Here is a 21,052-nt window from a genome sequence, read left to right on the forward strand (position 1 = left end):
AATTAAAAATAAAAAAAGGCACATCATGTGCCTAAAAGAGGAAAGTGTCAGATATTAGCAGGCACGAAGTTTGGTTAAGGCTTTAACAGCAGGAGAGTGGTTTAACACCTGTAAGGCTTTGTTGGTATCACCTTCATAAAATGGGTGATAGTTGGGTTTAACCCAATGTCTTAAGCTAGAAATCATCGCGAAAAAACTGGGTACTTGTTTGCTGCGGGCGTTTTCAATCGCTGTGTGCCTTAACGCTCGAATCAGTCCGTAGTTTTTATAAGGATGGGCATTCTGGTCTTGTTGCGCTAGTTTCTTAAAGCATTGATAGATGGCAAAGGTAAATCCTGGCGCAACCGCCAGCATAATCATTTGGCGTTGTAAGTAGGCAAAGGTTTTATTTTCCTCACCGCATAAATGCATATACAGATCAAAAGCCACACTTCGATGCTCAACTTCTTCTGCCAAATGCCATGTCATCAGATCAGACATCATTTGGTCAGCAGTTTTATTTTGCCACGGTTGGTCATCGAGGCACCATGTGCCTAACATGGTGGTGAAGTGTTCAACCGCAGCGGCAATACCCACGCGAATGGTTAACCAACGATAAGCCAGATTTTGTGGTAATGCCAAGCCTAAAGGGGCTGTATTCAGTTGCTTTGATATGGTATCTAAGCTAGCAATAAAGTCATCAATCTCATAGCCATAATGTCTTAAATAGTCTTGTGCGACTTTGTGGGCAGAGGCATGATGGGCTTCTTGGTGGACAAATCCTTTTACATCGGCACGCAGCTTTTCGTCCGTGACATAAGGCAGTGCTTCATTAAAAGAGCGACACATCCAGAGTTCACCCACAGGTAAAATCAAATGCACGGCATTGATTAAATGGGTTGCAAAGGGGTTGTCATAAATCCAGTGTTCAGGCGTATGGCTAAAATCAAATTGCACACGGCGTTGCTCAAGATAATGATTTTCCAGTCGTTGTTTAGGATGCATTTGCTTCTCCTCCATTTACGGCATTGATAAAAGACTGGCTCAGTTGCTCGGCATTCTGGACAGGAATCCAATGTGTGGCATCCAGATAAATCTCTTGATATACGCCAGTAAAAAACTGTTTGTTGAGCTGGGCACTTTTCTTGCCAATCGCAATATCCTGATTTCCCCAGATAAACAGGGTGGGTACTTTTACTTTTTTAAAGGTCGAGCGAATTGGAGCCAATGGCATACTGCGATACCAGTTAATGGCGGTGCTGATCCGATTTTCTTGAATGAAATGTTGTTGGAAGTCCTTGATTTGTTCAGCATTCATGCCTGAGTTTTTTAGCAATATATGACTGAGTGATTTGGCTCTTTTAAAGAGCAGTTCAGGAATCAAGGGCAGCTGGAAAAAACCAATATAGTACGAGGTGAAAATTTGCGTACTGCTGAGCATGGATTTCAGGAATGCACCTGTATGTGGAACCGAGACCAACGTGAGATGCTTGACTAGATTGGGGTATTGCTGGGCCAATTCACAGGCCACAATGGAGCCCCAATCATGACCTATCACATATACGGGTTGTCCAAGCAGATCAATCAAGCTTTTTACATCTGCAACTAACTCTGTAATTGCATACTGAAAACGACCTTGGGGAGATGCTGCTAAGCTGTAGCCACGTTGTTCAATGGCAAAGGTTCGAAAGTTCTGCTGATTGAGAATCGTACTGGTGGCTTGCCAACTATGTGCAGTTTCAGGAAAACCATGCAAAAGAATAACCGGTTTTCCATCAATTGGACCCGAATCAATCACATTAAAAATCAGATTATTACGACAATACTGGCTGTATCGTTTTTCTGTCTGTTTTGCCATGCTGAGCTACTTATCAAAGAGGTTGATTTCAATCGATAGTAATCAGCGCTGTAGGTACAGTCTTGACAGTAGAGCATGGAATTTAACTTCTTGTGCCATGCCATATATTTTTGGCACATGCAGCATATGACTTGGCACTTAAAGACGCTTAATTCGAGGGTTAAAGGGAGTATTGCCGTTCAATCATTCGGCTTTACTTTGTTCAAAACGATGTTGCAGCACCGTGGTCATCTGCTGCAATAGATTGGCGACCAGTCCTTCTTTATCCCAAGCATAGATGGAAACGGTCATGGCTTGCGCCTTACCCAAGGGTAGATATTCCCGTACCCGATGACCTGTGGTGGTGGCGACTGGCAAAAGTGATAAACCGAGACCTGTTTCAACCCCGACCAATACACTGGCCAAACTGTTGCTGGTAAAGGCGATATAGCCATGTTGGCGGTTACGTTCAATCGCTTCAAACATCTCATCTCGATAGAGTCCACCTTGTGGGAAAGTCACCAATGGCAGGGGATCAGACCATTCTCCACCATGATCGATACTTTCAAACCAGGCCATTTCCTCGGGGAAGCTGGCGTGATGATCTGAACTGGCTGCTGTTTCTTTGACGATCACAATATCAAGTTGCCCATTGCGGTAACGTTCCATGAGATCACGACTGAGTCCAGCAGTCACATCTAGCCGAACTGTACGGTATTGTTTGCTAAAGGCACTTAAGGCCAAAGCCATATCGCTATTCATAATATCTTCAGGCAAACCAATTCGAATGGGAATCGTGCCTGATGGATCACCCAAAATCATCTGGGCTTCTTGTTGCAGAGCTAAAATTCGCCGTGCATAGCTAATCAAATATTCACCTGAGCTTGTGAGTTGTAAGGGACGACTATTGCGATCAATCAAGCTCTTGCCCACAGATTCCTCTAGTCGGGCCAGTTGTTGGCTGACCGTAGATTGAGTCATATGTAAGCGCTCGGCAGCCAAGGTAAAGCTACCAGCTTCAAAGATATTGACAAAGGCGCGGAGCAAGCGTGGATCAAACATAGCGAGTTACTCGGAAGACCAGTGTTGAAAATGGAGCTTTGAATTTTGTATTCATAATCTTAATATATTGGATTAAATAATTTAATTTTTAAATAGTAATAAAGCTGATTATCCTAAGCATAGATCTTATTTTTGATTCACTAACTTGGGCTGATTCATGGAGGGCTTTATGCACAAATCATTTCTGTCGGCTGTATGTGCGCTGGCTTTGACCGCATGTAGCCACGCAACTTCAGGAGATGCTATGCCAGACGACGCCTTACATACTGCGGCTGCACGCAATAATGTCGCACAAATCCAGCAGTTGCTTGCTCAACCGATTCAGATTGATGCACGTGATGCATCAGGCTCAACCGCTTTAATGATTGCAACACGTGCCAATAATGCCGATGCTGCACAAGTTCTGATCGATGCAGGGGCTGATGTTAATGCCAAAGATCGGATTCAGGACAGTCCTTATCTTTATGCGGGCGCACGTGGCTATTTGAAAATATTAAAACTAACCTTAAAGCACGGTGCGGATTTGAAAAGTACCAACCGCTATGGTGGCACAGCCTTGATTCCTGCAGCTGAACGAGGTCATGTCGATACTGTACGGACACTGATTGAGGCAGGTGTGGATGTCGATCACATCAATAACTTAGGCTGGACGGCGTTATTGGAAGCGATCATTTTAGGTAATGGCACTCAGCCTTATCAACAGATTGTCGATTTACTCATCGTAGCAGGAGCCAATGTCAATATTGCTGATGGCGATGGAATTACGCCGCTTGAGCATGCCCATGCACGTGGGTATACCGCTATTGAAAAAGCTTTATTGCGTGCAGGCGCAAAAGCAACGTTATTGGAGCATTAAAATGCAGCAGGATCATGATTTTTTGCGTCAGGCGATTGAACTGGCGTATCAAAACTGCGAGCAAGGTGGACGCCCCTTTGGTGCGGTCTTGGTGAAAGATGGCCAAGTGATTGCGTCAGGTGTAAATGAAATACTGAAAAGCAATGATCCAACCGCGCACGCAGAACTGTTGGCAATACGTGCCGCCAGCCAACAATTGGGAACAGCTAATTTAGAAGGCTGTGCTGTATATGCCAGCGGGCAGCCTTGTCCAATGTGTATGGCAGCCATGCGTATGGCAGGGATTAACCGTGTAACGTATGCACATTCCAATGATGATGCCGAGGCATATGGCTTATCAACAGCGGCAATTTATGCGGATTTGGCAAAACCCTTTGCTGAGCAGTCTATGATGATCCGCTATGTTCCTATAAGAATGGAAGCCAAGCCTGATTTGTATGGCTATTGGAAATCTATCTCATGATTGATATACGGTTAAGACTATGAGCGTGATCAAGCATCGATCATTGTTGATCATCACTGTTGCTTTGGTTGGATTGAATCTTCGGCCATTTATGACCAGTGTCGGGCCGGTTGCCAATCAGATTCGTGCCACTACCGGTTTGAGCCTACAAGGCATTGCGCTATTAACCCTAGTACCGATGTTGTTGATGGGACTGATTGCCTTTGTTGGCCCAGCTCTGCAAAACCTGTTTGGTGAACGTCGTGCGATTGTTAGCGCATTGCTGATGATCTGCGTGGGCTGTGGTTTACGCTTTTTTACGGTACATGGCTGGGCTTTAATCTTTACCGCTGCCGTGATTGGCTTTGGCGTTGCCATGATCCAAGCAGCTTTTCCCAGTCTGATTAAAAGAGAGTTCCATGAACATCTGAGTCCAATGATGGGGCTTTATTCAGCCACGTTAATGGGGGGTGGAGCGCTTGGGGCATTGCTTGCACCTGTGGTGACAAACAGCAGTGGTGACTGGAAAATTGGGCTGGCTGTTTTTGTATTGCCTGCATTGCTGGCGTTGATCTTTGCAAGGTGTGTGTTGACTCAGACCGCACAGCAGCATAAAAAAATGCCTTCGGTGATGCGGTTGCTCAATCAGCCAAGAACATGGTTGCTGATCTGCTGTTTTGGTTTAATCAATGGCGGCTATAGCTCGATTGTGGCTTGGCTTGCGCCTGCTTTTCAAGCACAAGGTTGGGCCGCAACAGCCAGTGGCAATCTGATGGCTGTACTAACCCTAAGTCAAGCAGGGGCAGCATTGCTGTTACCGTATTTATCCCGAAAACAGCGAGATCGTCGAATTTGGGTGGGATTAACTTTAATCTTGCAACTGATTGGCTTTTCAGGCTTGGCTTTTTTTGCAGATGTTTGGCCTTACCTTTGGGCAATCACCGTAGGAGCGGGTTTAGGCGGATGCTTTGCTTTGTTGATGATTGTGGTACTCGATCATTTGCCTGATCCTACCCATGCGGGACAACTTTCAGCCTTGATGCAAGGTGGAGGATTTTTACTGGCTGCTATTGCCCCTTGGTGGGTTGCAGTATTGCATGACATAACGGGAACTTATGCAGCCGGTTGGATCTGGCATTTATGTATGGTGGTGATTGTTGCAGGATTGATGATTCGACTTAATCCAGCACATTATGAGAAAGTGATCGATTTTTAGATGAGCAAAGCAAATCAGCATATTGCTGTAATTGAGCTTGATCATACAAAACACATCTTTTGATGTGTTTTGTATGAAACATAAGTATAGAATTTTTACTGCATAAAAACTTAAATGATTTCAATATCAACATATTGCTGAATTAAATTGTCATCTAGCATATGCACATAATCCAAAAATGCCACATTAAAACTGCCTACCGTTTGTGCATGTTCATAAGCCAATTTACCTGCAATGGCGAAATGGATATGCGAGGCAAGTGCAGCAATGGTTGGATTACTGACGGCATGATAGGCTGCCGTTAACGCACCTAAGGCACATCCTGTTGCGGTAATTTTAGGTTGTAAATAACAGCCACCATTGACTTGAATCACAGCATCGAGTTGTTTAGAGATTATGAAGTCTGACTCACCTGAAATTGCAACACACTCAGTATGCTGCAATAGGCTTTTTGCCTGCGCATAGACATCATGGCTATTCAAAGTACTATCCACGCCTTTAGACTGAATCTGACTACCTGCTAAGATACTGATTTCAGAGGCATTGCCACGAATGATACTCGGCTGGAACCTTAACAGTTGATCGACTGTTTCACTGCGCCACTTTAACACTGCCCCATAGCCAACTGGATCAAGTACCCACGGCACCTGATGTTGTTGCGCAGTTTGAGCTGAAATCAACATGGCTTGGGTTTGTTCTGTGGTTGGTGTTCCGACATTGATACTTAAGGCAGCACTGATTTTGGTGAAATCTTCGGCTTCAAAAGGATTATCAATCATGGCAGGTGAGGCACCTGCTGCAAGCAAGATATTCGCCACATAATTATTGGCAACGCTATTGGTCATACATTGCACTAAAGGTGTTTGTTGCTGTAATGCACGCCAAGCATCGATAACTTGATCAATGAGTTGTTGTTTTTGTGACATGAGATATCCAGAATAAAGTCTTTATTAACGAGTGAAATAATGGTCTTGATGTTTACATCGGCGACAAATCAATGACACATAATCTGTCGCATCATAATCCACGATCAAGTCATTTGAGCCGCAATACATACAACGTTTAACCGAGTAAAAACTTAAGCGAGGTTCTATTTTTCGCCAAGACTTCCAGACAGGCTGAATAAATATACTCTCGTCGTAACCCAAAAATTTAAACAGCAGTACTTCACTCATTTTACTAAATGGAATCATGTAAGGTCTTGGTAAGGTTGTGGTTTCCCAACGCTCGGTCAAAGCACGTTCACGATATTGTTCCAAAGTCTTTTTGAGCAAACTGGTGTTGATAAATTTATCATTTCTGGGTTGCAACGCATTTTGTTTATGTAAATATTCTAAAGCGGTTTGGATTAGGTAAAAAATCTGCCCCACGGCTAGACCTTCCATTAAGCGGTAGCAAAAGGCTTGAAATGGTCGATTACCTGCAATTTGAATGCCCCAAGTCCGACAATAGAACTGCATAAACTGCACAATTTCTTGATAGAGCACGAGATACAACGCATCTTTGACTTCATCGGTGCTTTTAAATGGAATACCTTGACTCAGGTTTTCATAGAACCAGTGGCGTAATTGCTGAGTTACACTAAACAAGCTAGGGTCGGAATAACCATCTAGTCGGATGTTGAGATAGAAATGCTCAGTTTCTAAGCTCGTATCTTTTGGCTTAAACACGCCTAATTTAATTAATTCTTGAACTAAATGATTCTGAAATAAGTAATTGGGAGTAAATTCGCGATATTTAATATTCTGCCAATGAATCAGTTCATCATGCTGTACATCCTCACGTGCATAGCTATCTAAAAGGCTCAATAAGAATAATTTATGTAAAAAACTAAGTTGATTCAGACTATAAATCACTTCGTCTTTGATTTTATATTTGCGTTGTTCTTGTAAAATTGTTTGTTGGGTCTGTTTTTTCCGCAGGGCTGTACATTGAGCACAGTGACAATTCAGCTTGCTATCACTTTTAAAGACACGATGCTGGCAGTGGCTGCATTCGTGAAATTGAAATTCTTGGTTGTATTGCTCTGCTTCAACCCAAAACATAGAGGCTTGGCATAGAGGGCAATGGCTACTTTCATCTAACTGTTTTTGTAGAATCTGTAAATCCATTGATATTAAGCCTATAACCTTTAAATAGAGAATTATACATGCTGAATCCAAGGAGTGATGCAAAGATTATATACAGATAAAAATTAAGGCTAAAATGAGACTTAATTGACTGAATTTTATATAAAAGATAATCCTACAACTTTGCTTTTTTTAAATTATGGTAAATTTCTGCGCCAATTAGAATCATAACTCAATATGAATTGAACAAAGTAAAAGCAAAGGGGAAAACATGAATAATCGGATTTGGATACAAACTGTTATTGGCGTAATGATGTGTTTGGGCAGTATTTTCACATACGCAGACTCAATCGAAGGGTATTGGCGAAGTATTGATGATCGAACCGGAGAACAACTGACCATCATTGAAATAAGAAAAGCTCCTGACAATACCTATCGTGGCAAAATTGTTTATATTTATCCCAATGCACAAGGCGTCGTGGTCACACATTGTGTGAATTGCCCGCCGCCATATACAGGGAAGCAGCGTTTAGGCTTAGAAGTGTTAACAGGGCTGATTGAGGACCCGAAAAAACCAGATAACTTTATCAATGGGCGGATTGTCGAAAGTAAAACCGGTAAAGTTTATAAAGGTAAAGCACGTTTAACGGCTGATGGAAAGCGTTTGCATATGCGTGGTTATGTCGGAATTTCTGCTTTAGGCCGTACTGTGGTGTGGATTCGCAAGGACAGTGCCAATCCCTAATCATTTATTTTTAATTATGTGAATTGCTTAAAATTTTGTTTGATTTTAAGCAATTAAATATGCTTTGGTTGTGTTGACTGTTTCTATACATTCGCATAAAAATGAAGTGATAGACGGATCAATTTTGCATTACGGAGCGAATTATGCAAAAAAACTCACTCATGAAAGGAATCATGGGCATCTCTTTGGTTGTATTCACCACAACGAGCTTTGCTTCAACTCCTGAAGGATTTTGGAAAAGTATTGATGATCGTACAGGCGAGCAACTGTCAATCGTAGAAATTAAGAAAAAACCAGATAATACCTACACTGGGACTATCGTATATCGTTATCCCGTTTTAGGTGGCGGGACGGTACTCACCAATTGTGTGAAATGTCCTGAACCTTTTAAAAATAAACCGATTCAAGGACTACAAATTGCGTGGGGATTGAAAGAAGATCCGAAGAATCCAAATCAATATATAGATGGTCGAGTACTAGAGCCTAAAACAGGTAATATCTATAAAGGAAAAGCACAACTGAGTTCGGATGGAAAACGTCTGCGTATGCGTGGTTATATGGGAATTTCTGCCTTGGGGCGTACCCAAGTCTGGATTCGTACTGATAGTGCCAATCCTTAAATAATAGTTGTTTTTTTAGAAAGCCTAAACGACTCGTTTGGGCTTTTTTATTTGAGCTAAAGAATGTATAAGGCGTACTAAAAAGAAGCAGCTAGATCAGCTACTTCTTATACAAATGAACGCTAGCGTACAGTGTAACTTGGGTAAAAGTGTGATAATTTCCGTGCATTAAACCTATAAAGATGAATAGGTTACTTTTTAAAGACGGGGTTAATATGCTAAATCGTATGCTCATGAACGGAATCATGGGGCTCACTCTTGCTTGTGCAAGCGCAACGACTTTCGCAGCTTCTATCGAAGGCTACTGGAAAAGTATTGAAGAACGTACTGGTGAACAACTCTCAATCGTAGAAATCCGTAAAGGAAATGACGGCCGTTATCATGGAAAGATTGTTTATCGTTATCCAAACTCTCATGGTATTGCGCTGACGAATTGCACCAAATGTGCAGCACCGAACACCAATAAGCCAATTCTTGGACTAGAAATCTTATCAGGCTTTAAAGAAGATCCGAATAAACCGGATTCATATATTGATGGTCGTGTTCTGGAACCAACTTCTGGCCGTATCTATAAAGGTAAAGGTGTGGTGACTGGAGAAGGCAAACGTTTACGTATGCGGGGCTATATGGGCGTTTCAGCACTGGGTCGCACTGTCGTTTGGTTACGTACTGATAATGCAACACCTTAATCGAAAATAAAAAAAACCTCGAATTCGCTTCGAGGTTTTTTTTGGTTAAAGTAAGTGATTAAACAGGGCATGGTAAGTTTTCGTCCTCCTGACCGATTTTTTTGGCTGCAATAAGTGCTTGGACTTTTTTACTTGGTAATTTCTCTTTACCAAGTGCATCGTATGTATTGACAATGTTGGTCACTTCTAAGGTTGTCAGTTCAATTCCTTCTGCTGTTAAAAAAACGGAGATTACATGATGATCAACGCCAGCTTTAGCCAGATCATGGATTGCTTTGATATTTTCTAAACGATATAGATGTGCTTTTAATTCCATCGTCATAGCCCTCACTTGTTTTATTGTATTTACCTAGATTGGCATATAGGGTTAAGCAATAACCGTGCACAAAATGTAAAACTCAGGAAAAAAATGTAAGTTGCGCGATAGAACGCAATTGGTTCTGTATTTTTTATTTAAGATTGGAAAACGATGTTGTAATTTTGTCTAAATGATCGGGCAATTTGCAGATCAAATTTGAAAACCTGAATAGTAAACCCAATAAAATTATTAAAACTGATACCGAGCCGTAAAGACAGGTTTTATAAGTTGGCGTATGATCTGATAGAGTTTCACCGATGCTTCTGACAAAAGTGATTTGTCACAAGAATTTAGGCGAAATAAGGCATGATTTGTGCAACCGAATGACTTTAATCAAGAAGTCTTGCCAACAAGACCATCTAAACGACATGATGAAAGATAAGGAATACTGATGAATATTGCGGCACAACCTCCTGTACAAGCAGATCAAACCATTTACCTCAAAGATTATCAAAAACCATCTTTCTTGGTTGAATCCATTAACCTAGATATTCAAGTCTATGATGATCATACGATTGTTGACTCAACCTTAGTGATGAAACGTCAAACGACTGGTGCTTTGGTGCTTTTGGGGCGTGATCTTGAATTAAAGTCGATTCAACTGAATGGGCAAATCCTGAGTGCAGCGCAATATGATTTAGACGATGAGCAATTGGTGATCACAGATGCACCAGATCAGGTCATTTTGCAAATTCAAGTGGTGATTCACCCTGAGTCAAATACGCAACTGGAAGGTTTATACAAGGCGGGTGATTTATTCGTAACTCAGAATGAGCCCGAAGGTTTCCGTAAAATTACCTTTTATCCAGACCGTCCTGATGTATTGGCTGAATTTACCACGCGTGTAGAGGCCGATAAGAAATATCCAGTATTACTTGCAAATGGTAACTTATTGGAAACAGGTGAGGTTGGTGAAGGTCGTCATTTTGCAATCTGGCAAGATCCGACCAAGAAACCAAGCTATTTATTTGCTTGTGTGATTGGTGATTTGGCGGTACTTAAAGATCGTTATACAACGTCTGAAGGTCGTGATGTTGCGCTAGAAATTTATGCAATCGATAAAGATATTCCGAAATGTCACATCGCAATGGAAGCATTAAAGCATTCGATGCGTTGGGACGAAGAACACTATGGTCGCCCTTACGATCTCGATAACTACATGATTGTCGCCGTCAGTCAGTTCAACATGGGTGCAATGGAAAATAAAGGTTTAAATATCTTTAATACGTCTTGTGTGCTTGCCGATGAGGAATACACCACTGATGCTGCGATTATGCGAGTTCAGTCTGTGATTGCACATGAATATTTCCATAACTGGACAGGCAACCGAATTACCTGTCGTGACTGGTTCCAATTGTGTTTAAAAGAGGGCTTAACGGTTTTCCGTGATCAGTCTTTCTCTGAAGATTTACAATCAGCAGCTGTACAACGAATTGATGATGTAGCGGTGTTAAAATCGCATCAATTCCCTGAAGATGCTGGTCCATTATCGCATCCGCCTCGTCCAGATCATTTTGTTGAAATCAACAACTTCTATACCGCGACAGTGTATGAGAAGGGTGCTGAAATCAACCGCATGATGGCAACGTTATTGGGTAAAGAAAAATACCGTCAAGGGACTGATGAATATTTTCTACGTCATGATGGGCAAGCGGTTACAGTTGAAGACTGGGTTGCGGCATTGAGCGCAGGTTCAGGTGTTGATCTATCTAACTTCCTCACTTGGTATAACCAACCTGGTACACCAAAGTTAGAAGCTAAAGGTGAATATGATGCGGCTGCACAGACTTATCGTTTAAGCTTCAAACAAAGCTTGAAAGCACATCCAAAATATCCAAACCTCAAGGCAGTGCCAATTCCTGTGGCTCTGGCATTATTTAATGCCAATACAGGTGAACAATATACCTTGCACAGCACTGATCTGTTTGTGAATGAGGTCAAAGATGGCGTGTATTTATTTGATCAAGATGATGCAACAATTGAATTTACAGGGGTGACTGAGCAACCAGTGGCTTCGTTATTGCGTAATTTTTCAGCCCCTGTGAATTTAGTCTTTGATTATTCCAATGATGATCTTGCGTTTTTGATTCAGCATGAAACCAATGGCTTTAACCAATGGCAAGCGACACAAACCTTATTGGAACGTATTCTTTTAGAAGATCATAAGGTGGACACCTATATTCAGGCAATTAAGAATACTCTGCCAGACTTAGTGAATAAAGATCCGTTATTGGCATCGCGTTTATTTGATGTACCAAGTGAAAACTATTTAGGCAGTCGTATTGATCAAGACTATGAGCCTGAACTGATTCGTGAAAAGCGTGAAGCTGTGCTGGATCGTTTAGCGCGTGATTTAGGTTCATTCTGGAAAGAGACGTATTTGGCCTTAGATCCAGACCAGCAAAAAGAGTTTTCTTTGGCGATGGGCGTGCGTTCATTGAAAAATATCACCCTGAATATGTTGGCACGTCAAGGTGATGCGTCCGTGTTTGATTTGGCTTATACCCAATATCAACAAACAGGCAATATGTCTGAGCGTTTAGGCGCATTACGTGTTTTAGTCTGGAATGATGCACCACAAGCGCAAGCTGCACTCGCAGATTTCTATAACCGTTTTAAAGATGAAGCCTTGTCTTTAGATCAGTGGTTTAGCATCCAAGCATCGAATCCATGTGCGACAGCGGAAACGATTGAATACCTCACTAAACATGCAGATTATGATCTGGGCACACCGAACCGTATTCGTGCCGTGAGTGGAGGACTTGCTGAAAACCCAGTGAATACGTGGAGCTTTGGGGTTTATCATTTCATTGAGCTTGCTGCTTATTTGGATGAGAAAAACCCAATTTTAGGTTCGCGTTTATTACAAGTGTTGTCACGTTGGTACACTTTGGCTGAACCACAACGTAGTCAGGTGCAACAAGTGCTTAAAGCATTGCAACCTAAAGTAAAATCGAAAAATGTAGCAGAAACATTGAACAGTTTACTCAGTATTTAATTTATTGATTTAATCAATATGAAAAGGATGTCGTCAGGCATCCTTTTTTATTTGACAATTAATATTGTCAGAAATAGTATGGAAATCATTCGAATGTAACGGATGACTGCAATGGAAATAAAAACAATCACATTACCGACACGTCAAATTGAAGTTGAAGTGTATGCACCTACACAAAGCTCTGAAAAAACGCCTGCTATTTTATTGTTACATGAGTTATTTGGTATTTTAGATGTCTACCGCGAAGATGCCCAAGACTTGGCTGATCGGGGCTATTTGGTCTATGTGCCTAATTTATTTAGTGGTGGTGCAGTCAAATATTGTATTCGTGCCATGGTGAGTAAGGCTGGCCGTATCAATGCTGCGGATAGTAACGTCAATCAGGAAATTCATGTCTTGTTAGATGCCTTAAAGGCAGATCCTCGATCAAATGGTCGCCTAGGCATGTTAGGGCAGTGTTTAACCGGTGGTTATGTGATTCAGATGGCGAAGCGAGAAGATATGTTAGCACCTGTGGTTTATCATCATTCTCTGGGGATTCAAGGGGCGGGTATTCCAAACAAAGAGTCTCTGGATGAAGTTCGAATATTACAAGGACATTGGTCAACCGTAGATCCATTTTGCCCAGCGACCAAACGCAATAAACTGATCCAGCAATTGGGTGATCGGGTTGAAGCTTATACTTATAATATGCCACATGGCTTTCGTAGCGTGAGTCGAGGTTTGCCAGAAGCACAAGTGGTATGGCAGCGGACTGTGGATTTCTTTGAGCGAGAATTAAAACAAAACACAATATAAATCATTGGAACAACAGGTTATTATTTACTGAATCCATTTATAGAAATAAAAAAGCGAGGGGAATATGTCTCAACAATACGCATACGCGGGCTTCTGGATACGTTTCGGCGCCGCGATTATTGATTCAATCATTGTGATGGTTGCCATGATTCCATTAACCATGATTTTTGGTGGTGGCAATACCACAGTCGCTTCTGATGGTTTTTCATCATTCCAATTTATGTCTACGGCAGATTGGATTTGGCAAATTCTCGCCGCAGTATTTTATATTTTCTGCTGGATTAAATTTGCAGGAACACCTGGTAAGCGTTTACTTCGATTAAAAGTGCTGGATGAAAAAACGGGTGAAAATGTGACTGTCGGGCAGGCTATCATTCGCTACATTGGCTATATCCCAGCAACATTAGTCTTTTTTATTGGTTTAATCTGGGTGGCATTTGATGCGAAGAAACAAGGCTGGCACGACAAAATGGCAAAAACTGTAGTGGTAAGAGAGCTTTAATTTAGAGCGAAATTTTATCATGTAATAAAAAATTCATACGATAGGGCTTGTGAATCAATTCGCATGTCCTATAATGCCGTTGAGTTTATTCACGGAGATCCTAAATGGGAAGTTGTTCGAGGTTCGGGTTTAATAAAGGATTAAGCCAAAGCGAATACTGAGCAAGCGAGCCATTTAGGTTGGCTATCTTGCAATGAGATAGCTTTGCTAAAAATTATCTAAACCCTCCTATAAAATTTTGCTGTATCCACAAAATTTATTGTATTGACTGCCTCCTGTTTAGTTTCTCACCTAAAATGGGGAGAAGCCTATGTTTTTTCACGCTTCCATTCAATGGCTTGCTGTTCTTAACGTATTTATTTTATGTGGATTATTGCTGACTCAAAAGAGTAAGGCGGGTCCACTCATCAACACCGATGATGTTTCTATTACAGCAGCGCAGCAGTGCCAGCTAGAAAGTACTTATAGCTATAACAAAGACGGCACTTGGTCTTATCAAGTTGTACCTGCCTGTAATCTCAATCAAAATTTAGAAGTATCTTTGGGCTATCACTCAAGTAAAGATCAAGATCAGATTCATGGCTTTTCGGTTCAAGCGAAAAGCATTTTAAAGCCAATGGAGAATGACTGGGGCGTTGCTAGTAGTTTACAGCTATCCCGTGATGATGTTGCTCATCATGGGGATTTAAACTGGTTTTTGAATGTTCCTGTCAGTTTTCAACTTTTAGATCAACGTTTAGCATTGGATACCAATCTCGGTTATCAACAGACCGATGAGCGCCTCGTTCGCTGGGGAATTGCTTCAACTTATACGGTGACTGAGCATGTCGGTGTAACACTTGAAACATATAATCAAGATCGCCAAGCGCCATTTTTCCAGACAGCGTTGCAATATAGTTTGATTCCCAATGTTCTTACTTTAGAAGCTTCCTTCGGCGATCGTCTACATCGTTTAAAACAACATTGGTTTGGACTCGGTTTAAGTTATACGCCATCATCATAATGCGCTTAAATTCAGTTGATCCATCATTAAATCATTGATAAGAATATAGGTATAAGATGCAATTAAAATTTTTACAAAATATTGATTTATCGAATATTGCGGACACATTGGTTAGCCTGTCCGTTGCTTTTATTCTCGGTGCATTAATTGGCTTTGAACGTCAGTATCGACAACGCACTGCAGGACTTAGAACCAATGTTTTGGTGGCTGTTGGTGCTGCAATTTTTGTCGATATTGCCACCAATTTAACGGGTGCAGAAGGTGCAGTCCGCGTGATTGCCTATGTGGTTTCAGGTATTGGTTTCTTGGGTGCGGGTGTGATTATGCGCCAAGAAGGCAATATTCATGGTTTAAACACGGCGGCAACTCTCTGGTGCTCAGCCGCAGTGGGCGCTTCTGCGGGTTCAGATCTTATTATTGAAGCAATACTGGCAACGGCTTTTATCTTGGCAGCCAATACGCTGTTAAGACCGATTGTTCATGCCATTGATCGTCGTCCAATTGATGACGATACCGAGGTTTTACATGTCATCTATATTATTTGTGACCGTAGTCAGAGTAAGGTGGTGATGGATGAATTGAATTTAACCTTGCAACACCATAATTATCCTGCCAAAGATATTGAAGTAACACCTTTTGGTGATAAAGAGGTCGAAATTGAAGTCACTTTAATTGCCACGTCAATTGATGCAGAAGAAGCGCAACATATTACAAATCATCTGAATGCCATGCCGCAAATTCGACAGGCATTTTGGGATAAAAATACCATCAATTAAGCCTTTATAAATCGTTGCGATATTATGGCATTGGGATACATTGTCTCATTAATGATATATAAAATGTCTATTGTTTCACATAAAATGACGCCAGCTTGATAACAATGAGAACAGTATGAGTTCAGAAGCACATTCAATCAGTTTAATTGCGCCAGTGGTCTTGCTTGCCGCTGCTGTAATTGCCGTTCCAATTTTTAAACGTATTGGCTTAGGTTCCGTCCTTGGTTATTTAATTGCAGGCCTGATTATTGGCCCGTTTGGATTTGCATTTTTTCATGATTCGGCTTCGATCTTACACATTGCAGAACTTGGGATTGTGATGTACTTGTTTGTGATTGGTCTGGAGATGCAGCCCTCACATTTATGGAGTTTAAGGCGTGAAATCTTTGGGCTAGGTACCTTGCAAATTGTTGCTTGTGCTTTGGCATTGACTGGCGTCGGCTTACTGTTTGGTTTTACTTGGCAAGTTGCTTTTATCGGTGCAGCGGGTTTTGTCCTGACTTCTACGGCCATTGTGATGCAGCTGTTGGGAGATCGCGGTGATATCGCTCAGCCGCAAGGGCAAAAGATTGTTGCCATTTTATTATTTGAAGATTTGCTGATTGTACCTTTATTGGCAATTGTTGCTTTTATGGCGCCAAACCATGTAGTGGAAAGTACTTCGACCCGTTTAGAAAGCATTGGTCTTGGTCTGATTGCGATTGCAGGTTTGATTGCTGCAGGGTATTGGTTACTGAATCCGTTATTTAGATTGCTTGCCGCGGCAAAAGCCCGAGAGGTGATGACGGCGGCAGCACTTCTGGTGGTTTTAGGTGCAGCATTGTTGATGCAAGTCAGCGGTTTATCGATGGCGATGGGTGCTTTCTTGGCAGGGGTATTGCTGTCTGAATCGACCTTTAGACATCAAATTGAAGCGGATATTGAACCCTTCCGTGGCCTGTTACTGGGACTTTTCTTCCTCGGTGTCGGGATGTCACTGGATTTATCCGTCGTTGCACAGAACTGGAAGCTCATCATCAGTGGTGTTTTAGCCATGATGTTTGCTAAGGCTCTGATGATTTATATCGTGGCACGAGTCACCAAAAGCTCTCATACCGAGGCACTGGATCGTGCATTGCTGATGGCACAAGGTGGTGAGTTTGCTTTTGTCCTGTTTGCAGCGGCAGTCAGTGCTCAGGTCATTGATAATTCAGTCAAGTCGAATTTGACGGCGATTGTGGTGTTATCAATGGTATTGACTCCAATTTTAGGCATTGTGTTTAAACGTTTTACCGAAACCAAAGATCAGATCAATTTGGACAATGTCAATATTGCTGAAGGCTTGAGTGGCAGTGTCCTGATGATTGGCTTTGGTCGTTTTGGTCAAGTGACCAGTCAATTACTATTGGCAAGAGGGGTGGATGTCACCATTATTGACAATGACATCGACATGATTCAAAACGCGGAAAAGTTTGGTTTTAAAATCTATTATGGCGATGGCTGCCGTTTAGATATTCTGCATGCTTCGGGTGCATCTACCGCTCAAGCCATTGTGGTTTGTGTTGATAGTAAAGAAACGACTAATCGTATCGTGGAATTGGTCACGCATGAATTTCCATTGGCCAAGTTGCTGGTTCGTTCTTATGACCGTGAACATTCACTCTATTTAGTGAAGCATAAAGTGGATTATATGATTCGAGAAACCTTCGAGTCTGCGATCAAATTTGGCGGCGTGATCTTGCAAGAATTAGGCGTTGATGAAGACGAAGTACAACGCATTACGGATGAAATTCGTGATCGTGATGATGAGCGTTTTGAAACAGAAATCGCTGCGGATGATGTCTATGCAGGCGTAGGCTTACAATATACACATTCACATCCGCGTCCAACAGCGCCATTAATTCGTCCTAAAAAAGCAGCACGTATTTTAAATGATGAGGAAGCACAAAAGGATTTAGAGGAGAAGTAATCTGCAATGCTTTCCATGCATGCTTTGAATAAGCCTTAGTTCAACTAAGGCTTATTTTTTGCTTTAAATCTAAATAGCATCAATACGAAGATACCCAATAACAACCCCCAAAATGCTGAGCCAATGCCCCAGAATTGGACACCAGAAGCACTACATAAAAAGGTGAGTAGCGCAGCTTCACGTTCTTCTACATTTGAAAAAGCGACTGCAATGTTATGGCTAATCGTTGCAAACAGCGCAATCCCTGCAAGCGCCACAATAAAGATTTGCGGGAATGACATCAGTAGGCTGACGAGCGTTGCTGCAAAGAGCCCCATTAAGATATAGAACAGACCGCAGCTAATGCCTGCGATATAACGTTTGCTTGGATCGGGATGCACTTGATCATCTAAACTTACCGCTGCACTAATTGCCGCTAAGTTTATTGAGAAACAGCCGAAAGGCGCAAAAACAGTATGAGCAACACCTGTCCAACCGACCAATTGATTCACATGCGGGTGGTAGCCATAGCTTTTAATCATGGCAATCCCTGGCAAGTTTTGTGAAGTCATATTAATCACAAACAGTGGCAAAGCTAGGCCTAAGATAGCAGACCAAGAAAAAGAGGGCTGCATCCATACCGGTTGGGTCAGTGACCACGTAATCGACTGGGGTTTAAAGTCAATAAACAGTGGGCAAATTGCTGCACCTAAAATCACCGTCAGTACAATGCTATAACGTGGAAATAAGCGTTTTGAAACCAAATAGATCACAAGCATACTGAGAATAAAGCCAAGATGGCTTTCTAAACTGCTAAAAATCTGAATACCAAATTTTAATAAAATCCCTGCCAGCATGGCACAGGTCAGACTTTGTGGAATATGGGCCAATAGTTTTTGGAAGATTCCTGAAAAACCAACAATTGCAATGGCAATACCACAGACCAAGAAAGCACCGATCGCTTCATATAAATCATAATGCCCAGTCGATGCAATGATTAGTGCAATCCCCGGAGTTGACCATGCGGTAGCAACTGGATATTTATATTTCCAAGATAGAATCAAGCCCGAGAGACCAATGGCAAGTCCCAATGCCCAAAACCAAGAACTGATTTGCGCGGTATTAGCACCTAAAGATTGTGCACCTTGGATGACGAGGATGGCGGAAACACTAATCCCGATTAAGAATGTAATAAAGCCAGCAAAAACTGCTGGAATTGAAAAATCTTGGAGGAGACGTTGCATCTATGCATCTATACTTGTTTAAAATTTGTTGAAAAGTATATCGTTAATGCGTCTTAAATCGTAGTTCTAAAATGATTGAATAAATTGATCATTCAATCAAATTTATGCTTAGGTGAGCGTCGAAGTTGCCAATCTTAAACCGAAACCAAAGAATAAGATGCCGACCAAACAAATACCCGTGGCTGCCAATTTATAATTATATTTGAAAAAACTGGCCAGTTTAATTCCAGAGAAAATCAAGGCGGTTAAATAGCTAAAACTTACAATTTGGACAATCAATGCCAAAACTAAAAAGCTTAATGCAGGATAGGCATAGTCAGGTTCTACAAACTGTACAAAGAAAGACAGGAAAAATAGAATTGCTTTGGGATTCAGTAAGCTGATACTGAGTGCTGTTCGATAAGGATGAACTTGATCAAGTTTAGGTAAATCAGCAAGCTCGGCATGATGAGGCGGTTTATTCCAAGTTTGGTAAGCACCTTGCAGCAATTTAAAACCTAAGTATGCGAGATAACAAGCCCCTGTTAATTTAAGAATAATAAACAGGATCGGGAAGGCTTTGAGTAAGGATGCTGCACCTAATACCGTACACAGGATTAAAATGGAATCTCCTGTAAATACACCACAAGCTGCCGCATAACCAGTACGAATGCCATAACGCGAAGCGACGGACATGACATAGAGAGAGTTAGGGCCAGGTAATAACACAATTAAGATTGTACCAATAATATAAGTGGTTAAATCTGTTATACCGAACACAATGAACTCATTAAAAAACCGATTTTCGCTAATATAACAAAAATCGGTTTTTATTGGTGAAAAATCGACTAATTAGGGTTTGATTTCAGCATCAATACCAAAAGACTGACGTAACAACAAACTCAGTTGATCACGGGCCTTGATAAAGCCATCAATACCCCCTTGTAGTAATTGGAAAGCCATCAAATCTTGCTCAAGTTCAGCTTTAAAACTCTCTTTGCTTTGTGCTGCACGTTCAATTTTTTCTGCGTGTTGCGCAAATTCAGCACTCAGTTGAGGTTCAACAAGCTGTTGGTCTTGTTCCAACTGTGCCAACAGATTTGGGGCAATCGTAAGTAAGTCACAACCTGCTAAACCAAGCACTTGTGCAGTACTGCGGAAGCTTGCGCCCATTACTTGTGTCGGAATGGCATGCTGTTTGTAGTAATTATAAATTTTCTTCACAGACAGCACGCCTGGGTCTTTGGCAATAGGATATTGCTCAACGCCTTCAGCTTTTTTATACCAATCTAAAATACGACCTACAAAAGGTGAGATCAATGTGACTTTCGCATCAGCACAAGCCTGAGCTTGATGTAAACCGAATAACAAAGTGAGATTACATGGAATACCTTCAGCTTCAAGCACTTTTGCAGCTTGAATACCTTCCCATGTTGACGCGATTTTAATCAGGATACGGGATTGTTCAATGCCGTATCCTTGATAGAGCTGAGATAACTCACGTGCTTTGGCAATTGTCGCTTCAGTGTTGTAAGAAAGAGAAGCATCGACTTCGGTAGAAACACGACCATCGATCAATTTTAAAATTTCGACACCAAACTTCACAGTCAAAATATCAATGGTACGTTCAATCAGTTCATCACGTTGATAGCCTTCCTGCTTAGCTTGAGTATAAGCATCTTCTATCAGCTCGCGGCTTTCTGGTTGTTCAGCCGCAGCGGTAATGAGTGATGGATTGGTCGTTGCATCGAGTGGGCGAAATTTTTCAATCGCTTCTAGATCACTACTATCAGCAACAACGGTGGTTAAATTTTTTAATTGGTGTAATGCGGTCTGAGTCATTGATATAGCGTTCTTACATAAACAATATTATTGGTAACTTCTGTTATAACACAATCTACGTGAAAGCAAAGCCCTGCATTTGTTTGCAGAATTGTTTATCTGGTGACCGC

21 protein-coding genes are annotated in these 21,052 nt (G+C 41.6%); 12 read left to right on the forward strand and 9 right to left on the reverse strand.

What is annotated here, in order from left to right:
- Positions 1–54: 54 nt before the first annotated feature.
- From WA352_RS10700 to WA352_RS10710, 3 genes are all read right to left on the reverse strand, one after another.
- Complete coding sequence (locus WA352_RS10700) at positions 55–984, reverse strand: metal-dependent hydrolase (RefSeq protein ID WP_336142596.1); 930 nt, start codon at positions 982–984, stop codon at positions 55–57.
- Positions 974–1,837 (reverse strand): alpha/beta fold hydrolase, encoded by an 864-nt coding sequence (locus WA352_RS10705; RefSeq protein ID WP_336142598.1) that lies wholly within the window; start codon positions 1,835–1,837, stop codon positions 974–976. Before WA352_RS10705 ends, WA352_RS10700 begins: the two co-directional genes overlap by 11 nt.
- 183 nt (positions 1,838–2,020) lie before the next feature.
- Positions 2,021–2,878: a LysR family transcriptional regulator gene (locus WA352_RS10710; protein ID WP_336142600.1), complete on the reverse strand. Its 858-nt coding sequence runs from the start codon at positions 2,876–2,878 to the stop codon at positions 2,021–2,023.
- A gap of 169 nt (positions 2,879–3,047) precedes the next feature.
- Here WA352_RS10710 and WA352_RS10715 point away from each other — a divergent pair, with 169 nt between their 5' ends.
- Genes WA352_RS10715 through WA352_RS10725 form a run of 3 tightly spaced genes read left to right on the forward strand, consistent with a single transcriptional unit; the run spans position 3,048 to position 5,392 of the window.
- A complete protein-coding gene (locus WA352_RS10715) occupies positions 3,048–3,734 on the forward strand; it encodes an ankyrin repeat domain-containing protein (RefSeq protein ID WP_336142601.1) in 687 nt (228 codons plus the stop codon).
- A gap of 1 nt (position 3,735) precedes the next feature.
- Entirely contained in the window at positions 3,736–4,197 is a 462-nt protein-coding gene (locus WA352_RS10720) for a nucleoside deaminase (RefSeq protein WP_336142602.1), read from the forward strand.
- A 19-nt stretch (positions 4,198–4,216) separates the two neighbouring features.
- Positions 4,217–5,392 carry a cyanate transporter gene (locus WA352_RS10725; protein ID WP_336142604.1) on the forward strand — a complete coding sequence of 392 codons (1,176 nt, stop codon included), beginning with the start codon at positions 4,217–4,219 and terminating at the stop codon, positions 5,390–5,392.
- Positions 5,393–5,502: 110 nt separating this feature from the next.
- On the opposite strand, the gene thiM is transcribed toward WA352_RS10725, so the two are convergent.
- Entirely contained in the window at positions 5,503–6,318 is an 816-nt protein-coding gene (gene thiM, locus WA352_RS10730; protein ID WP_336142606.1) for a hydroxyethylthiazole kinase, read from the reverse strand.
- Positions 6,319–6,342: 24 nt separating this feature from the next.
- A complete protein-coding gene (locus WA352_RS10735) occupies positions 6,343–7,503 on the reverse strand; it encodes a hypothetical protein (protein WP_004808024.1) in 1,161 nt (386 codons plus the stop codon).
- A 229-nt stretch (positions 7,504–7,732) separates the two neighbouring features.
- On the opposite strand from WA352_RS10735, the gene WA352_RS10740 reads away from it, so the two are divergent.
- The 3 genes from WA352_RS10740 (at position 7,733) to WA352_RS10750 (ending at position 9,515) form a co-directional block, all read left to right on the forward strand.
- Positions 7,733–8,206, forward strand: coding sequence for a DUF2147 domain-containing protein (locus WA352_RS10740; RefSeq protein WP_336142608.1), 474 nt, complete (start codon positions 7,733–7,735; stop codon positions 8,204–8,206).
- A 143-nt stretch (positions 8,207–8,349) separates the two neighbouring features.
- Positions 8,350–8,826 carry a DUF2147 domain-containing protein gene (locus WA352_RS10745; RefSeq protein WP_004808019.1) on the forward strand — a complete coding sequence of 159 codons (477 nt, stop codon included), beginning with the start codon at positions 8,350–8,352 and terminating at the stop codon, positions 8,824–8,826.
- Positions 8,827–9,041: 215 nt separating this feature from the next.
- Positions 9,042–9,515, forward strand: coding sequence for a DUF2147 domain-containing protein (locus WA352_RS10750; protein ID WP_004808015.1), 474 nt, complete (start codon positions 9,042–9,044; stop codon positions 9,513–9,515).
- Positions 9,516–9,573: 58 nt separating this feature from the next.
- Here WA352_RS10750 and WA352_RS10755 read toward each other — a convergent pair whose 3' ends face one another.
- The gene (locus tag WA352_RS10755) at positions 9,574–9,831 is read right to left on the reverse strand and encodes a hypothetical protein (RefSeq protein ID WP_004652954.1); all 258 of its coding nucleotides are present in this window, start codon (positions 9,829–9,831) and stop codon (positions 9,574–9,576) included.
- A 433-nt stretch (positions 9,832–10,264) separates the two neighbouring features.
- Between WA352_RS10755 and pepN the strand changes: the two genes are divergently transcribed.
- From pepN to WA352_RS10785, 6 genes are all read left to right on the forward strand, one after another.
- Positions 10,265–12,871, forward strand: coding sequence for an aminopeptidase N (gene pepN, locus WA352_RS10760; protein ID WP_336142610.1), 2,607 nt, complete (start codon positions 10,265–10,267; stop codon positions 12,869–12,871).
- 111 nt (positions 12,872–12,982) lie between these two features.
- The gene (locus WA352_RS10765; RefSeq protein WP_336142612.1) at positions 12,983–13,669 is read left to right on the forward strand and encodes a dienelactone hydrolase family protein; all 687 of its coding nucleotides are present in this window, start codon (positions 12,983–12,985) and stop codon (positions 13,667–13,669) included.
- 64 nt (positions 13,670–13,733) lie between these two features.
- Positions 13,734–14,171, forward strand: a complete 438-nt coding sequence (locus WA352_RS10770; protein ID WP_004808009.1) for an RDD family protein — start codon at positions 13,734–13,736, stop codon at positions 14,169–14,171.
- Between the two features lie 310 nt (positions 14,172–14,481).
- Positions 14,482–15,174, forward strand: coding sequence for a hypothetical protein (locus tag WA352_RS10775; protein ID WP_336142614.1), 693 nt, complete (start codon positions 14,482–14,484; stop codon positions 15,172–15,174).
- A gap of 56 nt (positions 15,175–15,230) precedes the next feature.
- Positions 15,231–15,950: an MgtC/SapB family protein gene (locus WA352_RS10780; RefSeq protein WP_004808004.1), complete on the forward strand. Its 720-nt coding sequence runs from the start codon at positions 15,231–15,233 to the stop codon at positions 15,948–15,950.
- Positions 15,951–16,065: 115 nt separating this feature from the next.
- The gene (locus tag WA352_RS10785; protein ID WP_171548371.1) at positions 16,066–17,898 is read left to right on the forward strand and encodes a monovalent cation:proton antiporter-2 (CPA2) family protein; all 1,833 of its coding nucleotides are present in this window, start codon (positions 16,066–16,068) and stop codon (positions 17,896–17,898) included.
- A 44-nt stretch (positions 17,899–17,942) separates the two neighbouring features.
- Here WA352_RS10785 and WA352_RS10790 read toward each other — a convergent pair whose 3' ends face one another.
- From WA352_RS10790 to tal, 3 genes are all read right to left on the reverse strand, one after another.
- Positions 17,943–19,121, reverse strand: a complete 1,179-nt coding sequence (locus tag WA352_RS10790) for a benzoate/H(+) symporter BenE family transporter (RefSeq protein ID WP_336142615.1) — start codon at positions 19,119–19,121, stop codon at positions 17,943–17,945.
- 108 nt (positions 19,122–19,229) lie between these two features.
- Positions 19,230–19,880 (reverse strand): leucine efflux protein LeuE, encoded by a 651-nt coding sequence (leuE, locus tag WA352_RS10795; protein WP_336142617.1) that lies wholly within the window; start codon positions 19,878–19,880, stop codon positions 19,230–19,232.
- A gap of 72 nt (positions 19,881–19,952) precedes the next feature.
- Complete coding sequence (gene tal / locus WA352_RS10800; RefSeq protein WP_336142618.1) at positions 19,953–20,942, reverse strand: transaldolase; 990 nt, start codon at positions 20,940–20,942, stop codon at positions 19,953–19,955.
- Between the last annotated feature and the right edge of the window lie 110 nt (positions 20,943–21,052).

Source organism: Acinetobacter sp. 102, from assembly GCF_037028485.1.
In the GTDB taxonomy this organism is placed as follows: Bacteria; Pseudomonadota; Gammaproteobacteria; order Pseudomonadales; family Moraxellaceae; genus Acinetobacter; species Acinetobacter higginsii.

Excerpts from the sequence above, each read along its gene's own strand:
- WA352_RS10700 (WP_336142596.1), bottom strand. The coding sequence starts at position 984 with ATGCATCCTAAACAACGACTGGAAAATCATTATCTTGAGCAACGCCGT.
- WA352_RS10705 (WP_336142598.1), bottom strand. The coding sequence starts at position 1,837 with ATGGCAAAACAGACAGAAAAACGATACAGCCAGTATTGTCGTAATAAT.
- WA352_RS10710 (WP_336142600.1), bottom strand. The coding sequence starts at position 2,878 with ATGTTTGATCCACGCTTGCTCCGCGCCTTTGTCAATATCTTTGAAGCT.
- WA352_RS10715 (WP_336142601.1), top strand. The coding sequence starts at position 3,048 with ATGCACAAATCATTTCTGTCGGCTGTATGTGCGCTGGCTTTGACCGCA.
- WA352_RS10720 (WP_336142602.1), top strand. The coding sequence starts at position 3,736 with ATGCAGCAGGATCATGATTTTTTGCGTCAGGCGATTGAACTGGCGTAT.
- WA352_RS10725 (WP_336142604.1), top strand. The coding sequence starts at position 4,217 with ATGAGCGTGATCAAGCATCGATCATTGTTGATCATCACTGTTGCTTTG.
- thiM (WP_336142606.1), bottom strand. The coding sequence starts at position 6,318 with ATGTCACAAAAACAACAACTCATTGATCAAGTTATCGATGCTTGGCGT.
- WA352_RS10735 (WP_004808024.1), bottom strand. The coding sequence starts at position 7,503 with ATGGATTTACAGATTCTACAAAAACAGTTAGATGAAAGTAGCCATTGC.
- WA352_RS10740 (WP_336142608.1), top strand. The coding sequence starts at position 7,733 with ATGAATAATCGGATTTGGATACAAACTGTTATTGGCGTAATGATGTGT.
- WA352_RS10745 (WP_004808019.1), top strand. The coding sequence starts at position 8,350 with ATGCAAAAAAACTCACTCATGAAAGGAATCATGGGCATCTCTTTGGTT.
- WA352_RS10750 (WP_004808015.1), top strand. The coding sequence starts at position 9,042 with ATGCTAAATCGTATGCTCATGAACGGAATCATGGGGCTCACTCTTGCT.
- WA352_RS10755 (WP_004652954.1), bottom strand. The coding sequence starts at position 9,831 with ATGGAATTAAAAGCACATCTATATCGTTTAGAAAATATCAAAGCAATC.
- pepN (WP_336142610.1), top strand. The coding sequence starts at position 10,265 with ATGAATATTGCGGCACAACCTCCTGTACAAGCAGATCAAACCATTTAC.
- WA352_RS10765 (WP_336142612.1), top strand. The coding sequence starts at position 12,983 with ATGGAAATAAAAACAATCACATTACCGACACGTCAAATTGAAGTTGAA.
- WA352_RS10770 (WP_004808009.1), top strand. The coding sequence starts at position 13,734 with ATGTCTCAACAATACGCATACGCGGGCTTCTGGATACGTTTCGGCGCC.
- WA352_RS10775 (WP_336142614.1), top strand. The coding sequence starts at position 14,482 with ATGTTTTTTCACGCTTCCATTCAATGGCTTGCTGTTCTTAACGTATTT.
- WA352_RS10780 (WP_004808004.1), top strand. The coding sequence starts at position 15,231 with ATGCAATTAAAATTTTTACAAAATATTGATTTATCGAATATTGCGGAC.
- WA352_RS10785 (WP_171548371.1), top strand. The coding sequence starts at position 16,066 with ATGAGTTCAGAAGCACATTCAATCAGTTTAATTGCGCCAGTGGTCTTG.
- WA352_RS10790 (WP_336142615.1), bottom strand. The coding sequence starts at position 19,121 with ATGCAACGTCTCCTCCAAGATTTTTCAATTCCAGCAGTTTTTGCTGGC.
- tal (WP_336142618.1), bottom strand. The coding sequence starts at position 20,942 with ATGACTCAGACCGCATTACACCAATTAAAAAATTTAACCACCGTTGTT.